Genomic DNA, 16,515 nt, shown 5'->3' with positions numbered 1-16,515 from the left:
GTGAGTTTTTCCCACACCAATCAATGTCACCTCTGTGCCTATGTGGTCAACGGAATGAAATAGTAAGAATGAAAAAAGCTAAAAAAGCTAAAAGAGCTAAAAAAGCTAAAAGAGCTAAAAAAGCTAAAAAAGTGAATTCCGATAGCTATCGGAAGTGAAAAAAGTTAAATCCGATAGTTATCTGAAGTAAAGAAACAAGTGAGTTTTTCCCACACCAATCAATGTCACCTCTGTGCCTATGTGGTCAACGGAACTAAGTTGGTGAGAAAGTAGGAAAAGAAGAAAATTCAAGAACGCAAAAGGGTGAAGACCGGTATCCAACCAAGAACAACTATGTTCGTTACACCCGTTTTATCCGTAATTTCTCTACCAAATTCCAATCTCAAATCTACTTCACAACCGTATTCCTTATATTTGACCAAATCTTCAACATGGCAGCAAATACTCTCGGAACTCTGCTCACGCTTACTACCTTCGGCGAATCGCACGGCGAAGCCATCGGCGGTATTCTCGATCACGTTCCGGCTGGTCTGCAAATCGATTTTCAAGCTATTCAAAATCAGATGAATAGACGGCGTCCCGGACAAAGCCAATGGGTTTCCCCACGAAACGAGTCCGACGCCATTACTTTCCTATCCGGTATCTTCGAAGGAAAAACCACCGGAACTCCCATCGGTTTCATCATTCCAAATGCCGACAAAAAATCGGTTGATTATGACAAGATTAAAGACGCATACCGACCTTCACACGCCGACTTCACCTACGATAAAAAGTACGGTTTTCGCGACTACCGTGGTGGTGGCCGAAGTTCCGCTCGTGAAACCGCCGTACGCGTAGCGGCAGGTGCCTTAGTCGAACAACTCTTGCCAAACGTGCAGATAACCGCTTACGTGTCGCAAATCGGCTCCATTAAAACCGATTCGTACCAAAATAACGTCACAAGATCCTTGGTCGATCAGTCCGAAATTCGTTGCCCCGTTCCTGAACTTAGCCAACAAATGCTCGAATTATTAACCGATCTCAAACAAAAAGGCGATAGCGTTGGCGGCGTCATCGATTGCATTGTAAAGGGCGTCCCGGCTGGACTCGGAGAGCCGATTTTCGACAAATTACACGCTGCTCTTGGTCGCGCCATGTTGTCCATAAATGCCGTAAAAGGATTCGAAATCGGCAGCGGTTTTCAAGCAGCAAGCATGTTTGGTTCCGAGCATAACGATACTTTTCTGCCCGACGGCACTACCACTACCAATCACTCCGGCGGGATTCAAGGCGGAATTTCTAACGGCATGGATATTTGCTTTCGAGTAGCTTTTAAGCCCGTTGCAACCATCATGCAAGATCAAAAAACGATAAACGCCCTGGGCGAAGAAGTGGTATTGGAAGCTAAAGGTCGCCACGATCCTTGCGTCGTTCCCCGCGCCGTTCCCATCGTCGAGGCTATGACCGCACTAGTTTTAGCCGATTTTTATCTCTTACAAAAAATACAATCTTCCATATAATGAGGCAGCTATTCCCGCTTTTCGCTACAAGTACGCAGCCCCTTTTTTACGCTTGCACCGCTTTTTTTAGGCTTCCTTCGGTCGCCCGCAAAAATCGGCAAGCTGTAAAAACGGGCTTTGCGCGCTTTTCGCTGCAATCGGGGCTGTTGCAATCGTAACCAAAATATCATGACACAAGAAAAAAAACCGAGCATTTTCGCTAATCTCACCGTACAAATTCTCATTGCAATGATTGCCGGCATTGGTTTGGGAATCTTCGTTCACCAAAACTTCGATGCAACTGCAGCCAAAGATTTTAGTAGTTACATTAAAATCTTAGCAACGATTTTTATCCGCTTAGTGCAAATGATCATTGCACCACTTGTTTTCACCACGCTTATCGTCGGTATTGCTAAGTTGGGCGACATCAAAGTCGTTGGTCGGATTGGTGGTAAAGCACTGGGTTGGTTTTTTACTGCCTCACTCATTTCGTTGCTAATTGGTATGATTTGGGTTAACGTACTCGAACCCGGCGCCGGATTAACACTCGGAAATATCGATACAGCTTCCGCGTCCGAAGTTTCTGCAAAAACAGCCGATTTCTCCGCACAGCACTTTATCGAACACATCATTCCAAAAAGCCTGTTCGAAGCGTTGGCAACAAACGAAATTTTGCAAATCGTTGTGTTTTCAATCTTCTTCGGACTTGCAGCGGCTTCCTTGGGCGATCATTCAAAACCAATCATCAAAGCACTCGATACGGCTTCACACATCGTTCTTAAAATGGTAAACTACGTCATGAAGTTCGCACCAATCGGCGTTTTTGGAGCCATTGCCGGCGTATTTGCCGTACGCGATTTCAGCGAACTCATGCTAACTTATGCAAAGTTCTTTGGCTCATTTATGGTCGGAATCGGCAGTTTGTGGGTGGTATTGCTCCTAATCGGTTTCTTGTTTTTAGGTACCCAAATGAAGCAGCTGCTGCAACGTATCACCGGACCTTTGTTTATTGCGTTTGGCACCACAAGTAGCGAAGCTGTTTTTCCAAAATTAACCGAAGAACTCGAGCGTTTTGGCATCAAAGACAAAATCGTTTCCTTCATGTTGCCTCTGGGCTATTCGTTCAACCTCGACGGCAGCATGATGTACATGACTTTTGCAGCAATTTTCATCGCGCAAGTTTACGGCGTGCACCTGGATACACCTACGCAGTTAACCATGCTTTTAGTGCTAATGCTTACCAGTAAAGGTATTGCCGGAGTTCCGCGAGCAAGTTTAGTAGTTGTAGCAGCAACCTGTGGTATGTTCGATATTCCCGTTGAAGGTATTGCACTTATCCTACCTATCGATCATTTTTGCGATATGTTCCGAAGTGCCACCAATGTCTTAGGAAACGCTCTGGCTACAGCAGTTGTTGGTAAGTGGGAAAAGGATTAATCGAACGCACCTTACGCTATTATTTTGTAACGTAAGTTGGCGTCGTCGATGCCACAAACCTCCTTTTTTCCATACCATTTGTATCGGTTCTTAGCCACGTAGTCGTAAACTAGATTCGCTAATCCCGTGGGTATCAAGCGGAATATTCCCGCCAGGGTGAAAATACCTCCCAGGTTTTTTGCGATTTGAAGCGCTGCGGCCGATTTATAGTAATACGCCACATGAGGCTCGTATAAAACAATGCTATCTATCTGCCGATTGTCAATGCCGATGTGTTTTAGAATTTGTTGTCCGAAATCCGACTGTAAAGAAGCAAATCGAAATTCATCTTTTTTGTCGTGAGTAATAACATATCGAACAGCCGAATCGCATAAGGTGCAAACACCGTCAAATAAGATCAACTTTTTCCCAGACGGAATTCTTGAAACTACACTTTCACTCATTTTTTTGCTTCTACCAATTCTAACAAATCAACCGCCACTTTCGAGGTAAAGACACCGTAATTTACTGTGGCTTTGGTTTTTTCAATACTGTCTATTACCCCAACTGCTCGACCGTCGTGCATGCGTACGCGATCGCCAATTTTTAAAACAGCTTTCGGTTTTTCTACGATTTCTTTCTCTTTCTTCGCTTTCTTTTCTTTCCGAATTTCGTCTACTTTCACGGCAACTTCGGCGGCTGTTTTTTCCTGCTTTTTCTTTTCGACTTGTAAAATCTTCGGAGCAATTTTCTTGCGTTTCGAATTTTCTACTTCAACCAAACGCACCAATTCGCCGATAAGTTCTTTACGATTCTTGGAGTTAAAGTACTTAAGCGCTAAATCGTCGACCTTCTGACCAATGTATATCAGTTTCTGGTTCTGATCGTATAATTCTTGATAGCTTTCGAGCTTTTGTTTGATTCGCGCGTTTATCGATTCGAGTTTTTCGCTTTCCTCGCGTTTTTTCAATTCAACTTCTTTCAAACTTTGCGCGGTTTGCTCCATTTTCGAGCGTTCTTTTTGCAGTGTGGCAATAGTTTTGTCAAAACGAACTTTTCCCGACTCGATTTTCTTTTTTGCCCGATTAATCAAACCGTACGGGATGCCGTTTTTCTGAGCTACTTCAAAGGTGAACGAGCTTCCGGCCTGACCGATAACCAGTTTAAACATCGGCTCCAGCGATTGCTCGTCGAAAAGCATGTTGGCGTTTGTAGCTTCGGGGAGTTCATTAGCGAGCATTTTTAAATTGGCGTAATGCGTAGTGATGATCCCAAAAGCATCTCGATGGTAAAACTCTTCCAGAAAAGTTTCAGCTAAAGCACCACCTAATTCCGGATCGGAACCTGTTCCAAACTCATCGATTAAAAACAGCGTATTCTTATTGCATTTACGCAAAAAGTAGTTCATGTTTTTGAGTCGGTAAGAGTACGTACTCAAATGGTTTTCAATGGATTGATTGTCGCCAATATCTGTTAGAATTCGATCGAATAAAAATGTAGAACTGCGTTCGTGCACGGGAATCAAAAATCCGCTTTGCAACATCAATTGCAGTAAACCAATTGTTTTCAAGGAAATGGTTTTTCCACCTGCGTTTGGTCCTGAAATGACGATGATTCGATTCTCCTGCGTCAGCTCAAAAGTTTGCGGATACGTAACTTTCTTTTCGGCGAGATTGTTCAGAAATAAAATAGGGTGGTAGGCCTCGCGAAAGTAAACACGCCGACTCGTATTATCGATTTCGGGTAGAATACCATTGATTTTACGTGCATATTTGGCTTTGGCAGCAATCACGTCGATATCACTCAAAAAGTCTTGATACGCTCCCAAAACTTCCCCGAAAGGGCGCAACTGAGCGGTGAGTAACAATAAAATTCGTCGGATTTCTTCGCGTTCTTCAAATTCCAAATTAGCTAATTCACGCGAGTATTTGTAAGTCGATTCGGGTTCAATGTAAGAAATGCTGCCGGTTTTGGACGTTCCTAAGATGGCACCTTTTACCTTTTTTCGATACATGGATAACACGGCAAGTACGCGCCGATTATCCACAAAACTCTCCTTGATGTCGTCTAAATATCCCAAACTGTTGTATTGGGTTAGCGCCATACCAAAACTCTGATTCACTTTTCCGCGAACCTGTTGCATATTCCGACGAATTTCCACCAAATCAGGTGAAGCATTGTCGCGTATTTCGCCATACTTATCAATCACATTATCAATAAGTTTAGCGATGTCTTTTGAAATAGTAATTTCACTAGCTTTTGCTGCTAATTCCGGGTAATAATCTTCGAATTTCTTTAGAAAATTTATTAGAGTTGCCGCAGTTTCTGAAATCGACAAGAATTTTCGAAAGCTGCTCACTTCCAGCATGCTGCCTTCGATATGTAACATTTTTAAATCGGAGACAATACTTTCAAACCCATGATTGGGAATGGCGTTGTTGTTATCGAATGAGGAGCGGTATTCTGATGTGTGTTGTAAAGCTTTGAGCAGCTCGAGTTTATCGGCAATTGGTGTAACTTGCAATGCTTTTTCTTTTCCGAGCTCGGTATTGCATTTCTCGGCTAGCGTTTCGAGTATGGTTGGAAATTGTAAATCGGTTATGGTTTTTGGGCTTATAGATAACATTCGCGGTTACTCGTATTTTTTAACAAAGATACGGCGATGCAATTAATAACTTTATGCTCTTTTAAGAAAGCATTAGCATCAGTTTAAGTAAATCGGAACCCTAAATTATGAATCTGAGTATACATCCGTTGTGGCGCGAGAAGTTAGAGCACGAATTTGAAAAACCGTATTTTGTACAGTTGCTCACTTTTCTCAAACGCGATTACCGTATTTATCACTGCTATCCACCTCAGGCAGAAATCTTTGCCGCATACGATTTATGTCCGATCGACAAAATTAAGGTGGTTATTATCGGACAGGATCCGTATCACGGAGAAGGTCAGGCAAACGGATTGTGTTTTTCGGTAAACGATCGAATTCCGCCTCCGCCTTCTTTGGTGAACATTTTTAAGGAATTACACAGTGATACCGGACTTCCCATTCCAAAAAGCGGAAACCTACGGCATTGGGCCAAACAGGGTGTCATGTTACTAAACAGTACGCTTACGGTTCGCGGAGGTACAGCGCACTCGCATTCGCGCAAAGGTTGGGAAGAGTTTACCGATGAAACTATTAGAATCATCAATGAGGAAACGGAACAGATTATCTTTTTGCTTTGGGGCAACTTCGCAAGTAAAAAAGCCAAATTTATCGATCGGAAGAAACATTTTGTTTTAGAAGCTGGGCATCCGTCGCCATTAAGTGCAAATAACGGCAAGTGGTTCGGGCACAAACATTTTACCAAGACCAATGAAATTTTGGTTTCGCTCGGAAAAGAACCGATAAAATGGGTGCAGTAAGTGCGCTTAATTCAGTGTTAGCGCACCGAGAATTTCCTCAGACATAAAAGGTCCGCCCGGAAAACGCGCCGTATAATCAAGGTTGAGCCAGATTTGTCCGCGTTCGTCGACATGATAGTGGATTTCCTTACCACGTGTTTCTTCTTTAAACAAGACGTTTTTGATCAAATAGTTCGCTTGTTCAAGATCGGCTTTTTTTCCGATGAGCATTTCAGGATAAATATGTCCGCCGGTATGTATCAATCGCGGTGTTCCACCAATGGCACGAATACATGCCGCCATCAAAATAGCATGATCATCGCAATCACCTGAAAAATGCACCAGCGATTCGCTAGCACTTGCTATATACTCCGTGTTTTTTGGATCGTTTACGTAGTTCCAGCGGTTTCGAATTTCTTTAAAAACGGCGAAACATTGAATCATTCTTCGGTCTTTGTGATATCCTTTAACGTCTTTAAAATGCTGCGTGGTGGCGAAAAGTGCGAAGTTTCGAACTTTTGGATTGTTAAATTCGATGGATTCTAAAATCTGTGATTTATTTGGAAAGGGGAGTAGCTTGGCGATAATCACATCTTGCGGATTCGGATTGTCGGCCATGCTATACATCATCGCTCGATAATCTTCCGCGACAGCGTTAAAACCGTAACCGCCGATTACAGTACCAAAAAGTAGAATAACTAAGTAAACAAAAATGGCAATAATGATGATTGTTCGCATGGCGCGAAGCAACAATTGAAAAAGGATAACAATGATAAGGAAAAGAAAAACTTGATCGAGATGAAACGGCCATTGCGGATCGATAATATTCTGATGCACAATAATAAACACGGGAATTGTGAGTAAGATGTTGAGCACGAAAATAATAATCGAATCCCACGGCTTAGGAAGTTGCAGCTTGCTTTTCAGTTGTTGAAAATTGATGTTAACGGAAGTGGACATCAGCTGCGTTCGAATTAAGAAATTACCATTTCCTCAAATGTACCTTTTTTATCGATGATGTTAAATGAAACGAGTTGATTTTGAATTTTGTTTAACGTTTCGGAAGTAATTTGCTCCTGCGACCATTCGGTTACCTGAAGCCAATCGTGTACTTGTGGAGGTTCTAAATGAAAGCGTTCGGCAATATCTGCTGCCGCAGTGGCTCGATTTTTAAAGGACGATGTATAACGATTGATGACAGCCAAAACAGTTTGTAAATCGGTCGGATTTTCAGAAGCAAATATGGTGTTTGCGGCAATCACAAAACAAGGCCAAGGCGATGCGCAAACGCCAAGTCGTCTAAAAATTTTTTGATCAACCAACGGCTGTGTCATGAACTGTTCCCACATAAAGTAGTCCGACGTTCCAGCGGTCAATGCCGCCACGGCTCCGTCTATCGTATGCACAATTTCAAAACGCACTTCTTCTGTATTCCAGCCCATATTTGCAGCATGTACAAAGCTCATCAATTCAGAACCTGAACCTTTTCTGGAAATTGCAGCAACAGTTCCTTTTAAATCGGTTTCCTTTTGAAATTTCGAAGCATATCCCACATGAATGCCCCAAAGTAGCGGTGTTTTAGTATACCACTGAACCAATTTTGCTTTACCGCCGTTTATGATGTGCTTGCAAATCCCTTCGGTGAGTAAAATCGACACGTCGGCTTCCCGGGCATCGAGCATTTGGCACATTTTTCCAGTGCCTTCTTTTACGGTAATAAACTGTAAATCGATTCCCTTTTCTGCAAAAGCACCATCCTCTAAAGCCAATAAAATGGGCGTATTAAAGTGTTCGGGAACTCCGGCGAGCGTTACTTTTTTCATTGCTTGGCGAGTACGGCTAAAACTTCTTGAATCAAATTTTCGATGGCTTCTTCCGGATTTTCACTGAAAGTACCGTTTGCTCGATTGGCAATAATTGCGTTGAGTGACAGGGCTTCGTGGCCAAATAAAGCGGAAAGTCCGTAAATCGCCGCAGTTTCCATTTCTAAGTTAGTCATGGGAATGCTTTCATATTCAAAGCCTTGCAATTTTTCGTTGATGGTTTTGTCGGCTGGCGTTAAGCGAACTTCGCGTCCTTGCGGTCCGTAAAAACCACCTGCCGTTGCCGTAATTCCTTTTTTAAACTTCGGATTATCGAACCAAGAAAGCAATTCGTCGCTGCAACTTACCGCGTACGGTTTTCCTTTTTGCAAATCCCAAGCTGTATGTTGAACGAAACGGTCGGATAAATCTTCCAGAATTTGATCATTCAAAACGTAAGAACGCAACATATTGTCGGTTCCAACAGCAAAGCGCGATACCACGAAGGAGTTCACGGCAATATCGGGCTGCAAAGCGCCGGAAGTCCCTACGCGAATGATTTTCAGTTTTTTAAGGTCGGATTTTACGGTACGTGTTTGTAAATCGACATTTACCAAAGCGTCGAGTTCGTTTAGCACAATATCGATGTTATCTGGACCGATTCCTGTACTTAAAACCGTAATTCGTTTTCCTTTGTAAGTTCCAGTTTGTGCTTTAAACTCGCGTTTTTGTGTTGAGAATTCAATATGATCGAAATACCGTGTTATTTTTTCCACACGGTTCTGATCGCCCACAAAAATAAATGTGTCTGCTATATGTTCGGGCAGTAAATTTAAGTGGTAAACACTGCCATCTGGATTTAATATTAGTTCTGAGTTTGCTATCATAATTATCCTCCTACACGTTTTACTTTAAATCCTTTTTCTTTTAGTTTTTGCATTATTTTATCTCGGTAATCGCCTTGAACGATAATTACATGATCTTTCACACTACCGCCCACGCCTAGAAATGTTTTGAGTTCTTTGGCTAATATTTTTAATTCGGCTTCGCTGCCTTCATAGCCTTCAATGAGTGTGGTTGCTGCACCTTTTCGCTTTTCGTATTTACAAATCAGCGGTTCTTTTTGCAATTGAATGCTTATGCTTTCAGGTTCCGATTTTTCCTCAGGTAAGGGTTGGTGATCGGGAAATAGTTTTTTGAGTTGTTCTTGTAAGTCCATAAAAAAGAAGAGTGCGAACGCTAATTCGCACTCTTTTTCGATTAAGTTCTACATTATTTTTTGATCAATCCTAATTCTACCAGACGCTCGTTAAGGAAATCGCCAGCAGTAATATCTTCGTAAAGTTTCGGATTGTTTTCGTCGATGCAATTTTCCAAACAATTCAGCTTCATGTCGCTCACCGGATGCATGAAAAACGGAATGGAATATCTTGATGTTCCCCACAATTCGCGCGGCGGATTTACCACCTGATGAATCGTTGATTTCAATTTGTTGTTGGTATGTCTCGAGAGCATGTCACCCACATTGATCACAAGTTCGTCGTCTTCCGCAATAGCGTCGATCCACTCGCCGTTATGGTTTTGTACTTGCAAGCCTTTTCCTTGGGCGCCCATCAGTAGGGTAATCAAGTTAATATCGCCGTGTGCGGCTGCGCGTATGGCATTTTCAGGTTCTTTTGTGATAGGCGGGTAGTGAATCGGACGAAGAATGGAGTTGCCTTCGTACGCATATTCATCAAAGTACTTTTCGTCGAGTCCTAAGTGTAAAGCTAAGGCGCGAAGCACATATACGCCGGTTTTTTCAAGCATTTTGTAGGCTTCTTTTCCAATCTCATTGAATTTTGGAAGCTCCGTAACTTCCACGTTGTCTGGATATTCATCTTTCCAGCGTGAAGTTTCATCGACATACTGACCAAAGTGCCAGAATTCTTTTAAATCGCCTTCTTTTCTTCCTTTTGCGTGTTCTTTTCCAAAGGAAACATAACCGCGTTGTCCGCCAATTCCAGGAATTTCATACTTTTCTTTTACTTCTACGGGAAGTGCAAAAAACTGTCGAACTTCGCTGTACAAATCGTCTACCAAACGATCGTCTAAAAAGTGCCCTTTTAAGGCTACAAAGCCAATTTCTTCAAAAGCTTTTCCGATTTCATTTACAAATTTTTGTTTGCGTTCCGGGTTCTCCGAAAGGAAATCACGCAGGTCAACACTTGGAATGTTTTGCATAGTCTTTTAAAAATTTCGATAATCGAGCCGAAGCTCTTAAACAAAGATAGTATTTTCAGTATTTGAAGCAGCATCAGCAACCGAGTTTTTCAATCGGTCAAAACAAAAAAACGCTAATTTACCTTGTTAACTACATCGATTGAAGTTGATAAAATACCTACTTTTACGCTCGTTAAAAAACGACTCAAAACCCTATGCACTTCGATAGAAAAACGCTCAGCGATCAAGAATTAATTTCCCTTTACAAAAGTTTATTGCTTCCGCGAATGATTGAGGAAAAAATGCTCATTCTTATTCGTCAAGGTAAAGTTTCCAAATGGTTTAGTGGCATTGGTCAAGAAGCTATTTCTGTGGGAATTGCGTCGGTTTTAGATGCAGATGAATACATTTTGCCGATGCACCGAAACTTAGGAGTTTTTACTACGCGTAAAGTTCCGCTGCAAAAGTTGTTTGCCCAGTGGCAAGGCAAACGCTCGGGTTTTACTAAAGGTCGCGACCGCAGTTTCCACTTTGGTACTCAAGAACACAAAATTATTGGAATGATTTCGCATTTGGGTCCACAAATGGGTATTGCCGATGGTATTGCGCTTGCACACAAACTTCGCAAAGAGAAAAAAGTAACGGCAGTTTTTACGGGTGAAGGTGCAACTTCGGAAGGCGATTTTCACGAAGCCTTAAATATTGCATCTGTTTGGAAGCTTCCTGTAATGTTTGTCATTGAAAACAACGGCTACGGATTATCGACACCAACCAACGAACAATACAATTGCGAACATTTAGCCGACCGCGGTGTAGGTTATGGTATGGAAAGTTACATTGTCGATGGGAACAATATCTTAGATATTTACCATTTGTTGAAAGATTTGAAGCACTCGATGATGGAAAATCCGCGTCCGGTATTACTTGAATTCAAGACGTTTCGCATGCGCGGACACGAGGAAGCGAGCGGAACCAAATACGTACCGCAAGAACTAATGGATGCTTGGGCTGCGAAAGATCCGGTTGCTAATTTTAAAAAATACCTCACAGATAATGCTGTTTTAAATCCGGATTTAGAAGCAGAAATCACAGCAGCTTTAAAATCTGAAATCGACACTAATTGGCAAGCAGCCATTTCGGAACCTGATTTTGAAGCCGTTTTGGAAGAAGAGCTAAACGATGTCTATAAGCCGTTTGAATTAGCGATTACTGCGCCTGAAGCTGAACTGAAAAATATTCGTTTCGTAGACGCCATTTCTGAAAGTTTGTCGCAATCGTTCGAACGTTTTCCGAACTCGGTTATCATGGGTCAAGATATTGCCGAATACGGTGGTGCTTTTAAAATCACCGACGGTTTTGTTGCGAAATTTGGAAAAGAACGAATTTTAAATACGCCCATCTGCGAAAGCGCCGTTGTAAGTGCCGGAATGGGATTGAGTATTAACGGATACAAAGCGGTGGTTGAAATGCAATTTGCCGATTTTGTTTCCACAGGATTTAATCCGATTGTGAATCTACTCGCGAAGTCGCACTACCGCTGGGGAGAACACGCCGATGTTGTTGTGCGGATGCCTTGCGGCGGCGGCACTCAGGCCGGACCTTTCCACTCTCAAACCAACGAAGCTTGGTTTACAAAAACTCCGGGACTTAAAGTAGTTTATCCGGCTTTTCCGTACGATGCAAAAGGTTTATTAAACACCTCGATCGCTGATCCGAATCCTGTAATTTACTTTGAACATAAATTGCTGTATCGATCTGTTTATCAAGATGTACCGACATCCTATTACACCATTCCTTTCGGAGAAGCAGCCACACTCCGCAGCGGAAACAAACTTACCGTTTTAAGTTTTGGCGCCGGTGTTCATTGGGCTTTGGAAATTATCGATGAACTGCAACTAACAGATATTGAAGTTATTGATTTACGCACCTTACAGCCGCTCGATACAAAAACGATTTTCGAGTCGGTTAAGCGAACGTCTCGTTGCATCATTCTTCAAGAGGATTCTATTTTTGGCGGTTTTGCGAGCGATTTATCGGCAATGATTATGGAAAATTGTTTCCAATATCTGGACGCTCCCGTAATGCGTGTGGGCAGTTTGGAAACGCCGATTCCGTTCACCAAAGTGCTAGAGGATCAGTATTTACCAAAATCGCGCTTTAGAATGCAAATTCAAGAGCTATTAGCGTATTAAAAATGGAAATTGCAGGATACATCGCCGCCGTTTTAATCGGAGTAAGTTTGGGTTTACTCGGTAGCGGCGGAAGTATTTTATCACTTCCTGCACTAATTTTCTTCTTTGGCTTAGAACCCATTTTAGCGACAACCTATTCGCTTTTTATTGTTGGCGTGCCGGCGATTGTTGGAAGTGTCAAGCAAATGTTTGCCGGAAATATCGTTTGGAAAAAATTGTTTTTATTCGGAATTCCGTCTAGTTTAGGTGTCGTTGTTGCGCGTTCGTTCGTTTTACCACGCATACCTGAAAATATTCTGCTTGCAAGTCTTTCCATCAAACGGGGCGATTTGCTGTTGTTTCTCTTTTCGTTGTTAATGCTTGCAGCGGCAATTCTATTGTTGCGAAATAATAAAGGTGCTCGAACGCAGCGAACATCTGCAAGAATTTTATTGTTACTCGGATTTCTAATCGGGTTTACAGCAGGATTTTTGGGCGCTGGCGGCGGATTTCTAATAGTACCCGCTTTGCTCTTTTTTGGAGGATTGACATTCAAAGAAGCTACAGCAATGAGCTTAACGCTAGTTGGTGTACAATGTTTAGTCGGTTTCATCACCGATTTATCGCAGATGCTAATTCCCGACGTGCAATTATTGATTACATTTACGACATTAACACTCGTCGGTATGCTTATCGGATTGCGCTTTCAATCGCGAGCCGACGTTTTCTTCCTCAAGAAAATCTTGGCGTTAATTATCCTACTAATCGGACTCGTCTTACTATTGAATCTATTTTTCTCGTTCTAAAACGGCGCGCTGCATCGCAGTTACCACGTTACTTTTTACCGTCGGAATTTCGGCTGTACCGCTGCCCGATAAATTAGCTTTTGATTCATCATAGGAAATCAGAGAAAAGTGCATCTTTCCGTCTTTAAGTTCGTGGAAATCGACAATACGCATTTTATCAACTTCGAAACTGCTTACCGTGGTATTTCCGAAAACAGCGAGATCTAAGACAATTTTATTCAATTCATCGATTTCATACAAACCGCGACTTTTATCTTTCACGCGCAACAGATAATTTCGAACGTCTTTGTGGTTATAAATAATTGTCCACGACCATTCTCCTGCCTTTTCAGTAGTTCCAATTTTTATCTCCATCGGAAAATTTGCTTGGACGGCACCAGACGCTGGCGCAATAATCTCTAGTTCACCTTTCCAATTTCCAATCCAACTTTCTGGAAATGAATTTTGTGAATGACCAAAAATGCTTGTAAGCAGTAAAACAAAAAGCAAAAATTGTCTCATAATATTACTCTGCTAACATGTCTAGGATTTTCTCGATAATATCATCTGTCGATGGTTTTGAGAAATAATCGCCATCGGTTCCGTACGCAGGTCGGTGGTGTTTAGCCGTTAGTGTTTGCGGTTTGCAATCGAGAAAACGATAAGCATTTTGATCTTCAACTATTTTCTGCAAAATATAGGCCGAGGCACCTCCTGGAACGTCTTCATCGACAACCAATAAACGATTCGTTTTTGAAACACTTGCCCCACAAATGTGCGTTAAATCGAAGGGTAAAAGCGATTGTAAATCAACAATTTCCACTTCAATACCTTGTTCAGCAAGTTCTGTGGCTGCGGCTTGTACGAGTCGTAAGGTTGAGCCGTACGAAACTACAGTGATGTCTTTTCCTTCGCGTAATACTTCTGCAATTCCGATTGGTGTTGTGTATTCACCCGGATTTTCTGGAAGTTGCTCTTTTAATCGATAGCCGTTCAAACATTCAACAACCAATGCAGGTTCGTCGGCTAGCATTAACGCATTGTAAAAACCGGCTGCTTTCGTCATGTTTCTCGGAACCAAAACGTGAATTCCGCGTACCGCATTGATAATCATTCCCATGGGTGAGCCCGAATGCCAAATGCCTTCTAAACGGTGACCTCTAGTACGAATAATCACAGGTGCTTTTTGCTTTCCTTTGGTACGGTATTGCAAGGTTGCAAGGTCGTCGCTCATGATTTGAATCGCGTAAAGCAAATAATCCAAGTACTGGATTTCTGCGATAGGTCGCAAACCACGCATCGCCAAACCAATTCCTTGCCCAAGAATTGTAGCTTCACGAATTCCAACGTCGGCTACGCGGTGTTCGCCAAACTTTTGTTGTAATCCTTCTAAACCTTGGTTAACATCGCCAATATTTCCCGAATCTTCACCAAAAATAAGTGCCTGTGGGTATTTCGTGAAAATTGCGTCGAAGTTATCGCGCAGCACGATTCGTGCATCGACAGTTTCTGCGTTAGTATCAATAATTGGCGCAATTTCGGGGATTGATGCAATGTTTTTATCGCTTTCCGAAAACAAATTACTGCTAAAAAGCAACTGGCATTTTTCTGCGTAAGCAACAGTCCACGCGCGTAATTGCTCATTATTGGTGCTGGTTTTACGCAATATTTTTCGCGCCAAGCTTAAAATATCTTTTCGAATAGGTTCGCGCGTGGCTTTCAAATCGGCGATATTATCGATAAGCTCCTGACTCAAACCAGGCATTTGCGTCACGATTTCTAAAAGTTGCTGAACTTCAGCTTTAATCGGATCTAAAAACGATTTCCAAGCTTGTTTTTTACCTTCTAAAACGTCTTTTTTAATGTCCGATTCTAGGGCGTCTAATTCTTCAGGATTTGCGATATTGGTTGCAATCATCCACAAACGCATCTGGCGAATACAGTCGAATTCTTGTTCCCATTTCAAGCGTTCGGCCGATTTATAACGCTCGTGCGAACCAGACGTTGAGTGTCCTTGCGGTTGCGTTAATTCCTGAACGTGTATCAGTACAGGCACGTGTTCGGTTCGTGCTATGCGTGCGGCTTCTTCGTAAGTTTTAATCAATGCGGCGTAATCCCAACCTTTAACGGTTAAAACCTCGAAACCTTTTTTCGAATCGGTGCGCTGAAAACCGGCGAGAATTTCGCTAATACTTTCTTTGGTAGTTTGGTGTTTCGCGTGTACCGAAATGCCGTATTCGTCGTCCCAAACGCTCATAACCATCGGAACTTGCAGTACACCTGCGGCATTTATGGTTTCGAAAAACAAACCTTCTGATGTGCTCGCATTTCCAATAGTTCCCCAAGCCACTTCATTTCCTTGGTTTGAAAATTTCGAAGCTTCGTTCCAGTCGGTTAATTGGCGGTAATATTTTGATGCTTCTGCTAAACCGAGTAATCGCGGCATCTGACCCGCAGTTGGCGAAATATCAGCAGAAGAATTTTTTTGTTCAGCGAGATTTTTCCAATTCCCGTTTTCGTCGAGCGAGTGTGTCGCAAAGTGGCCGCCCATCTGACGCCCGGCGCTCATCGGCTCTAGGTTTAAGTCGGTATTTCCATACAATCCAGCGAAGAAAGTTTCAATATTCAAAGCACCAATGGCCATCATAAACGTTTGGTCGCGGTAGTATCCCGAGCGAAAGTCGCCATTCTGAAAAGCTTTTGCTAAAGCGAGCTGCGGAACTTCTTTACCGTCGCCAAAGATTCCAAATTTAGCTTTACCACTCAGCACTTCTTTTCGTCCTAACAAGCTGCATTCGCGACTGGTAACGGCCAATTTGTAATCGTCTAAAACGGCTTTTTTGAAATCTTCGAAAGATAGGGTTGAAGCGTGTTCTAATGCTGTCATATTCACAGGTCTTGAAAAAACAAATGTAACGAAAAGCGGTATCTGTTAAAAGCGAAAACGTTGTAATTGCAGTTTTGTCCCCGATCGAAATTAGATTTTGCAGAAATAGTTCTCTGAATGTTAAAAAGCTACGACATTTTAGCATTTTAACTACTTGTTTTATTGAGGCTTGCCGCTAAAATTGCTTGGAAATCATGAAAAGTGTACAAAAAAGCCTGGTTTTTAATTTTTTGGGCGCGCCGGCACACGAGTCGTCGCTGCGCAAAAGAGGTTCACGCCGTCACGTGTTCCGCTTTATCTTTTAGGCAAAACGGTAGTGGAAAAACGTAACGCCTAAAAGGATATCGCTGCACCCGTTCGCGCGGGGAAGGTGCGCAAGGGAATTCCGAT

The 16,515-nt window shown here is 42.4% G+C and carries 14 protein-coding genes; 5 read left to right on the top strand and 9 right to left on the bottom strand.

Annotated features, from left to right (window positions below):
• Positions 1-431: 431 nt before the first annotated feature.
• A complete protein-coding gene (gene aroC / locus ACOVQQ_RS03900; protein ID WP_421817031.1) occupies positions 432-1,499 on the top strand; it encodes a chorismate synthase in 1,068 nt (355 codons plus the stop codon).
• Positions 1,500-1,667: 168 nt separating this feature from the next.
• Positions 1,668-2,915 (top strand): dicarboxylate/amino acid:cation symporter, encoded by a 1,248-nt coding sequence (locus ACOVQQ_RS03895; protein ID WP_421817030.1) that lies wholly within the window; start codon positions 1,668-1,670, stop codon positions 2,913-2,915.
• A gap of 11 nt (positions 2,916-2,926) precedes the next feature.
• Here the strand turns inward: ACOVQQ_RS03895 and ACOVQQ_RS03890 are convergent, their stop codons facing one another.
• Both ACOVQQ_RS03890 and ACOVQQ_RS03885 read right to left on the bottom strand, forming a co-directional pair.
• Positions 2,927-3,358: a thiol-disulfide oxidoreductase DCC family protein gene (locus ACOVQQ_RS03890; RefSeq protein ID WP_421817029.1), complete on the bottom strand. Its 432-nt coding sequence runs from the start codon at positions 3,356-3,358 to the stop codon at positions 2,927-2,929.
• Positions 3,355-5,520: an endonuclease MutS2 gene (locus tag ACOVQQ_RS03885; RefSeq protein WP_421817028.1), complete on the bottom strand. Its 2,166-nt coding sequence runs from the start codon at positions 5,518-5,520 to the stop codon at positions 3,355-3,357. Before ACOVQQ_RS03885 ends, ACOVQQ_RS03890 begins: the two co-directional genes overlap by 4 nt.
• Before the next feature lie 107 nt (positions 5,521-5,627).
• Between ACOVQQ_RS03885 and ung the strand changes: the two genes are divergently transcribed.
• Complete coding sequence (ung, locus tag ACOVQQ_RS03880) at positions 5,628-6,299, top strand: uracil-DNA glycosylase (protein WP_421817027.1); 672 nt, start codon at positions 5,628-5,630, stop codon at positions 6,297-6,299.
• Between the two features lie 6 nt (positions 6,300-6,305).
• Here the strand turns inward: ung and ACOVQQ_RS03875 are convergent, their stop codons facing one another.
• The 5 genes from ACOVQQ_RS03875 to ACOVQQ_RS03855 are packed head-to-tail and all read right to left on the bottom strand — an operon-like array spanning position 6,306 to position 10,303.
• Entirely contained in the window at positions 6,306-7,238 is a 933-nt protein-coding gene (locus ACOVQQ_RS03875) for a transglutaminase domain-containing protein (protein ID WP_421817026.1), read from the bottom strand.
• Positions 7,239-7,252: 14 nt separating this feature from the next.
• Positions 7,253-8,101: an ABC transporter substrate-binding protein gene (locus ACOVQQ_RS03870; RefSeq protein WP_421817025.1), complete on the bottom strand. Its 849-nt coding sequence runs from the start codon at positions 8,099-8,101 to the stop codon at positions 7,253-7,255.
• Positions 8,098-8,967 (bottom strand): nucleoside phosphorylase, encoded by an 870-nt coding sequence (locus tag ACOVQQ_RS03865; RefSeq protein WP_421817024.1) that lies wholly within the window; start codon positions 8,965-8,967, stop codon positions 8,098-8,100. The genes ACOVQQ_RS03870 and ACOVQQ_RS03865 overlap by 4 nt, the downstream gene beginning before the upstream one ends.
• Positions 8,968-8,969: 2 nt before the next feature.
• Positions 8,970-9,299, bottom strand: coding sequence for a translation initiation factor (locus ACOVQQ_RS03860; RefSeq protein WP_094486359.1), 330 nt, complete (start codon positions 9,297-9,299; stop codon positions 8,970-8,972).
• Positions 9,300-9,352: 53 nt separating this feature from the next.
• Positions 9,353-10,303: an isopenicillin N synthase family dioxygenase gene (locus tag ACOVQQ_RS03855; RefSeq protein ID WP_094486358.1), complete on the bottom strand. Its 951-nt coding sequence runs from the start codon at positions 10,301-10,303 to the stop codon at positions 9,353-9,355.
• Positions 10,304-10,497: 194 nt separating this feature from the next.
• Here ACOVQQ_RS03855 and ACOVQQ_RS03850 point away from each other — a divergent pair, with 194 nt between their 5' ends.
• The gene (locus ACOVQQ_RS03850; protein ID WP_421817023.1) at positions 10,498-12,474 is read left to right on the top strand and encodes an alpha-ketoacid dehydrogenase subunit alpha/beta; all 1,977 of its coding nucleotides are present in this window, start codon (positions 10,498-10,500) and stop codon (positions 12,472-12,474) included.
• Between the two features lie 2 nt (positions 12,475-12,476).
• Positions 12,477-13,259 carry a TSUP family transporter gene (locus ACOVQQ_RS03845; protein ID WP_421817022.1) on the top strand — a complete coding sequence of 261 codons (783 nt, stop codon included), beginning with the start codon at positions 12,477-12,479 and terminating at the stop codon, positions 13,257-13,259.
• Here the strand turns inward: ACOVQQ_RS03845 and ACOVQQ_RS03840 are convergent.
• Both ACOVQQ_RS03840 and ACOVQQ_RS03835 read right to left on the bottom strand, forming a co-directional pair.
• Positions 13,242-13,760 carry a hypothetical protein gene (locus ACOVQQ_RS03840; protein WP_421817021.1) on the bottom strand — a complete coding sequence of 173 codons (519 nt, stop codon included), beginning with the start codon at positions 13,758-13,760 and terminating at the stop codon, positions 13,242-13,244. The genes ACOVQQ_RS03845 and ACOVQQ_RS03840 overlap by 18 nt on opposite strands.
• A gap of 4 nt (positions 13,761-13,764) precedes the next feature.
• Complete coding sequence (locus ACOVQQ_RS03835; protein WP_421817020.1) at positions 13,765-16,125, bottom strand: alpha-ketoacid dehydrogenase subunit alpha/beta; 2,361 nt, start codon at positions 16,123-16,125, stop codon at positions 13,765-13,767.
• Between the last annotated feature and the right edge of the window lie 390 nt (positions 16,126-16,515).

The organism is Flavobacterium sp., assembly GCF_049240005.1.
Taxonomy (GTDB): Bacteria; Bacteroidota; Bacteroidia; order Flavobacteriales; family Flavobacteriaceae; genus Flavobacterium.
The sequence above is the reverse complement of the archived record's forward strand: the minus strand, read 5'-3'. Positions and strand labels throughout refer to the sequence as shown.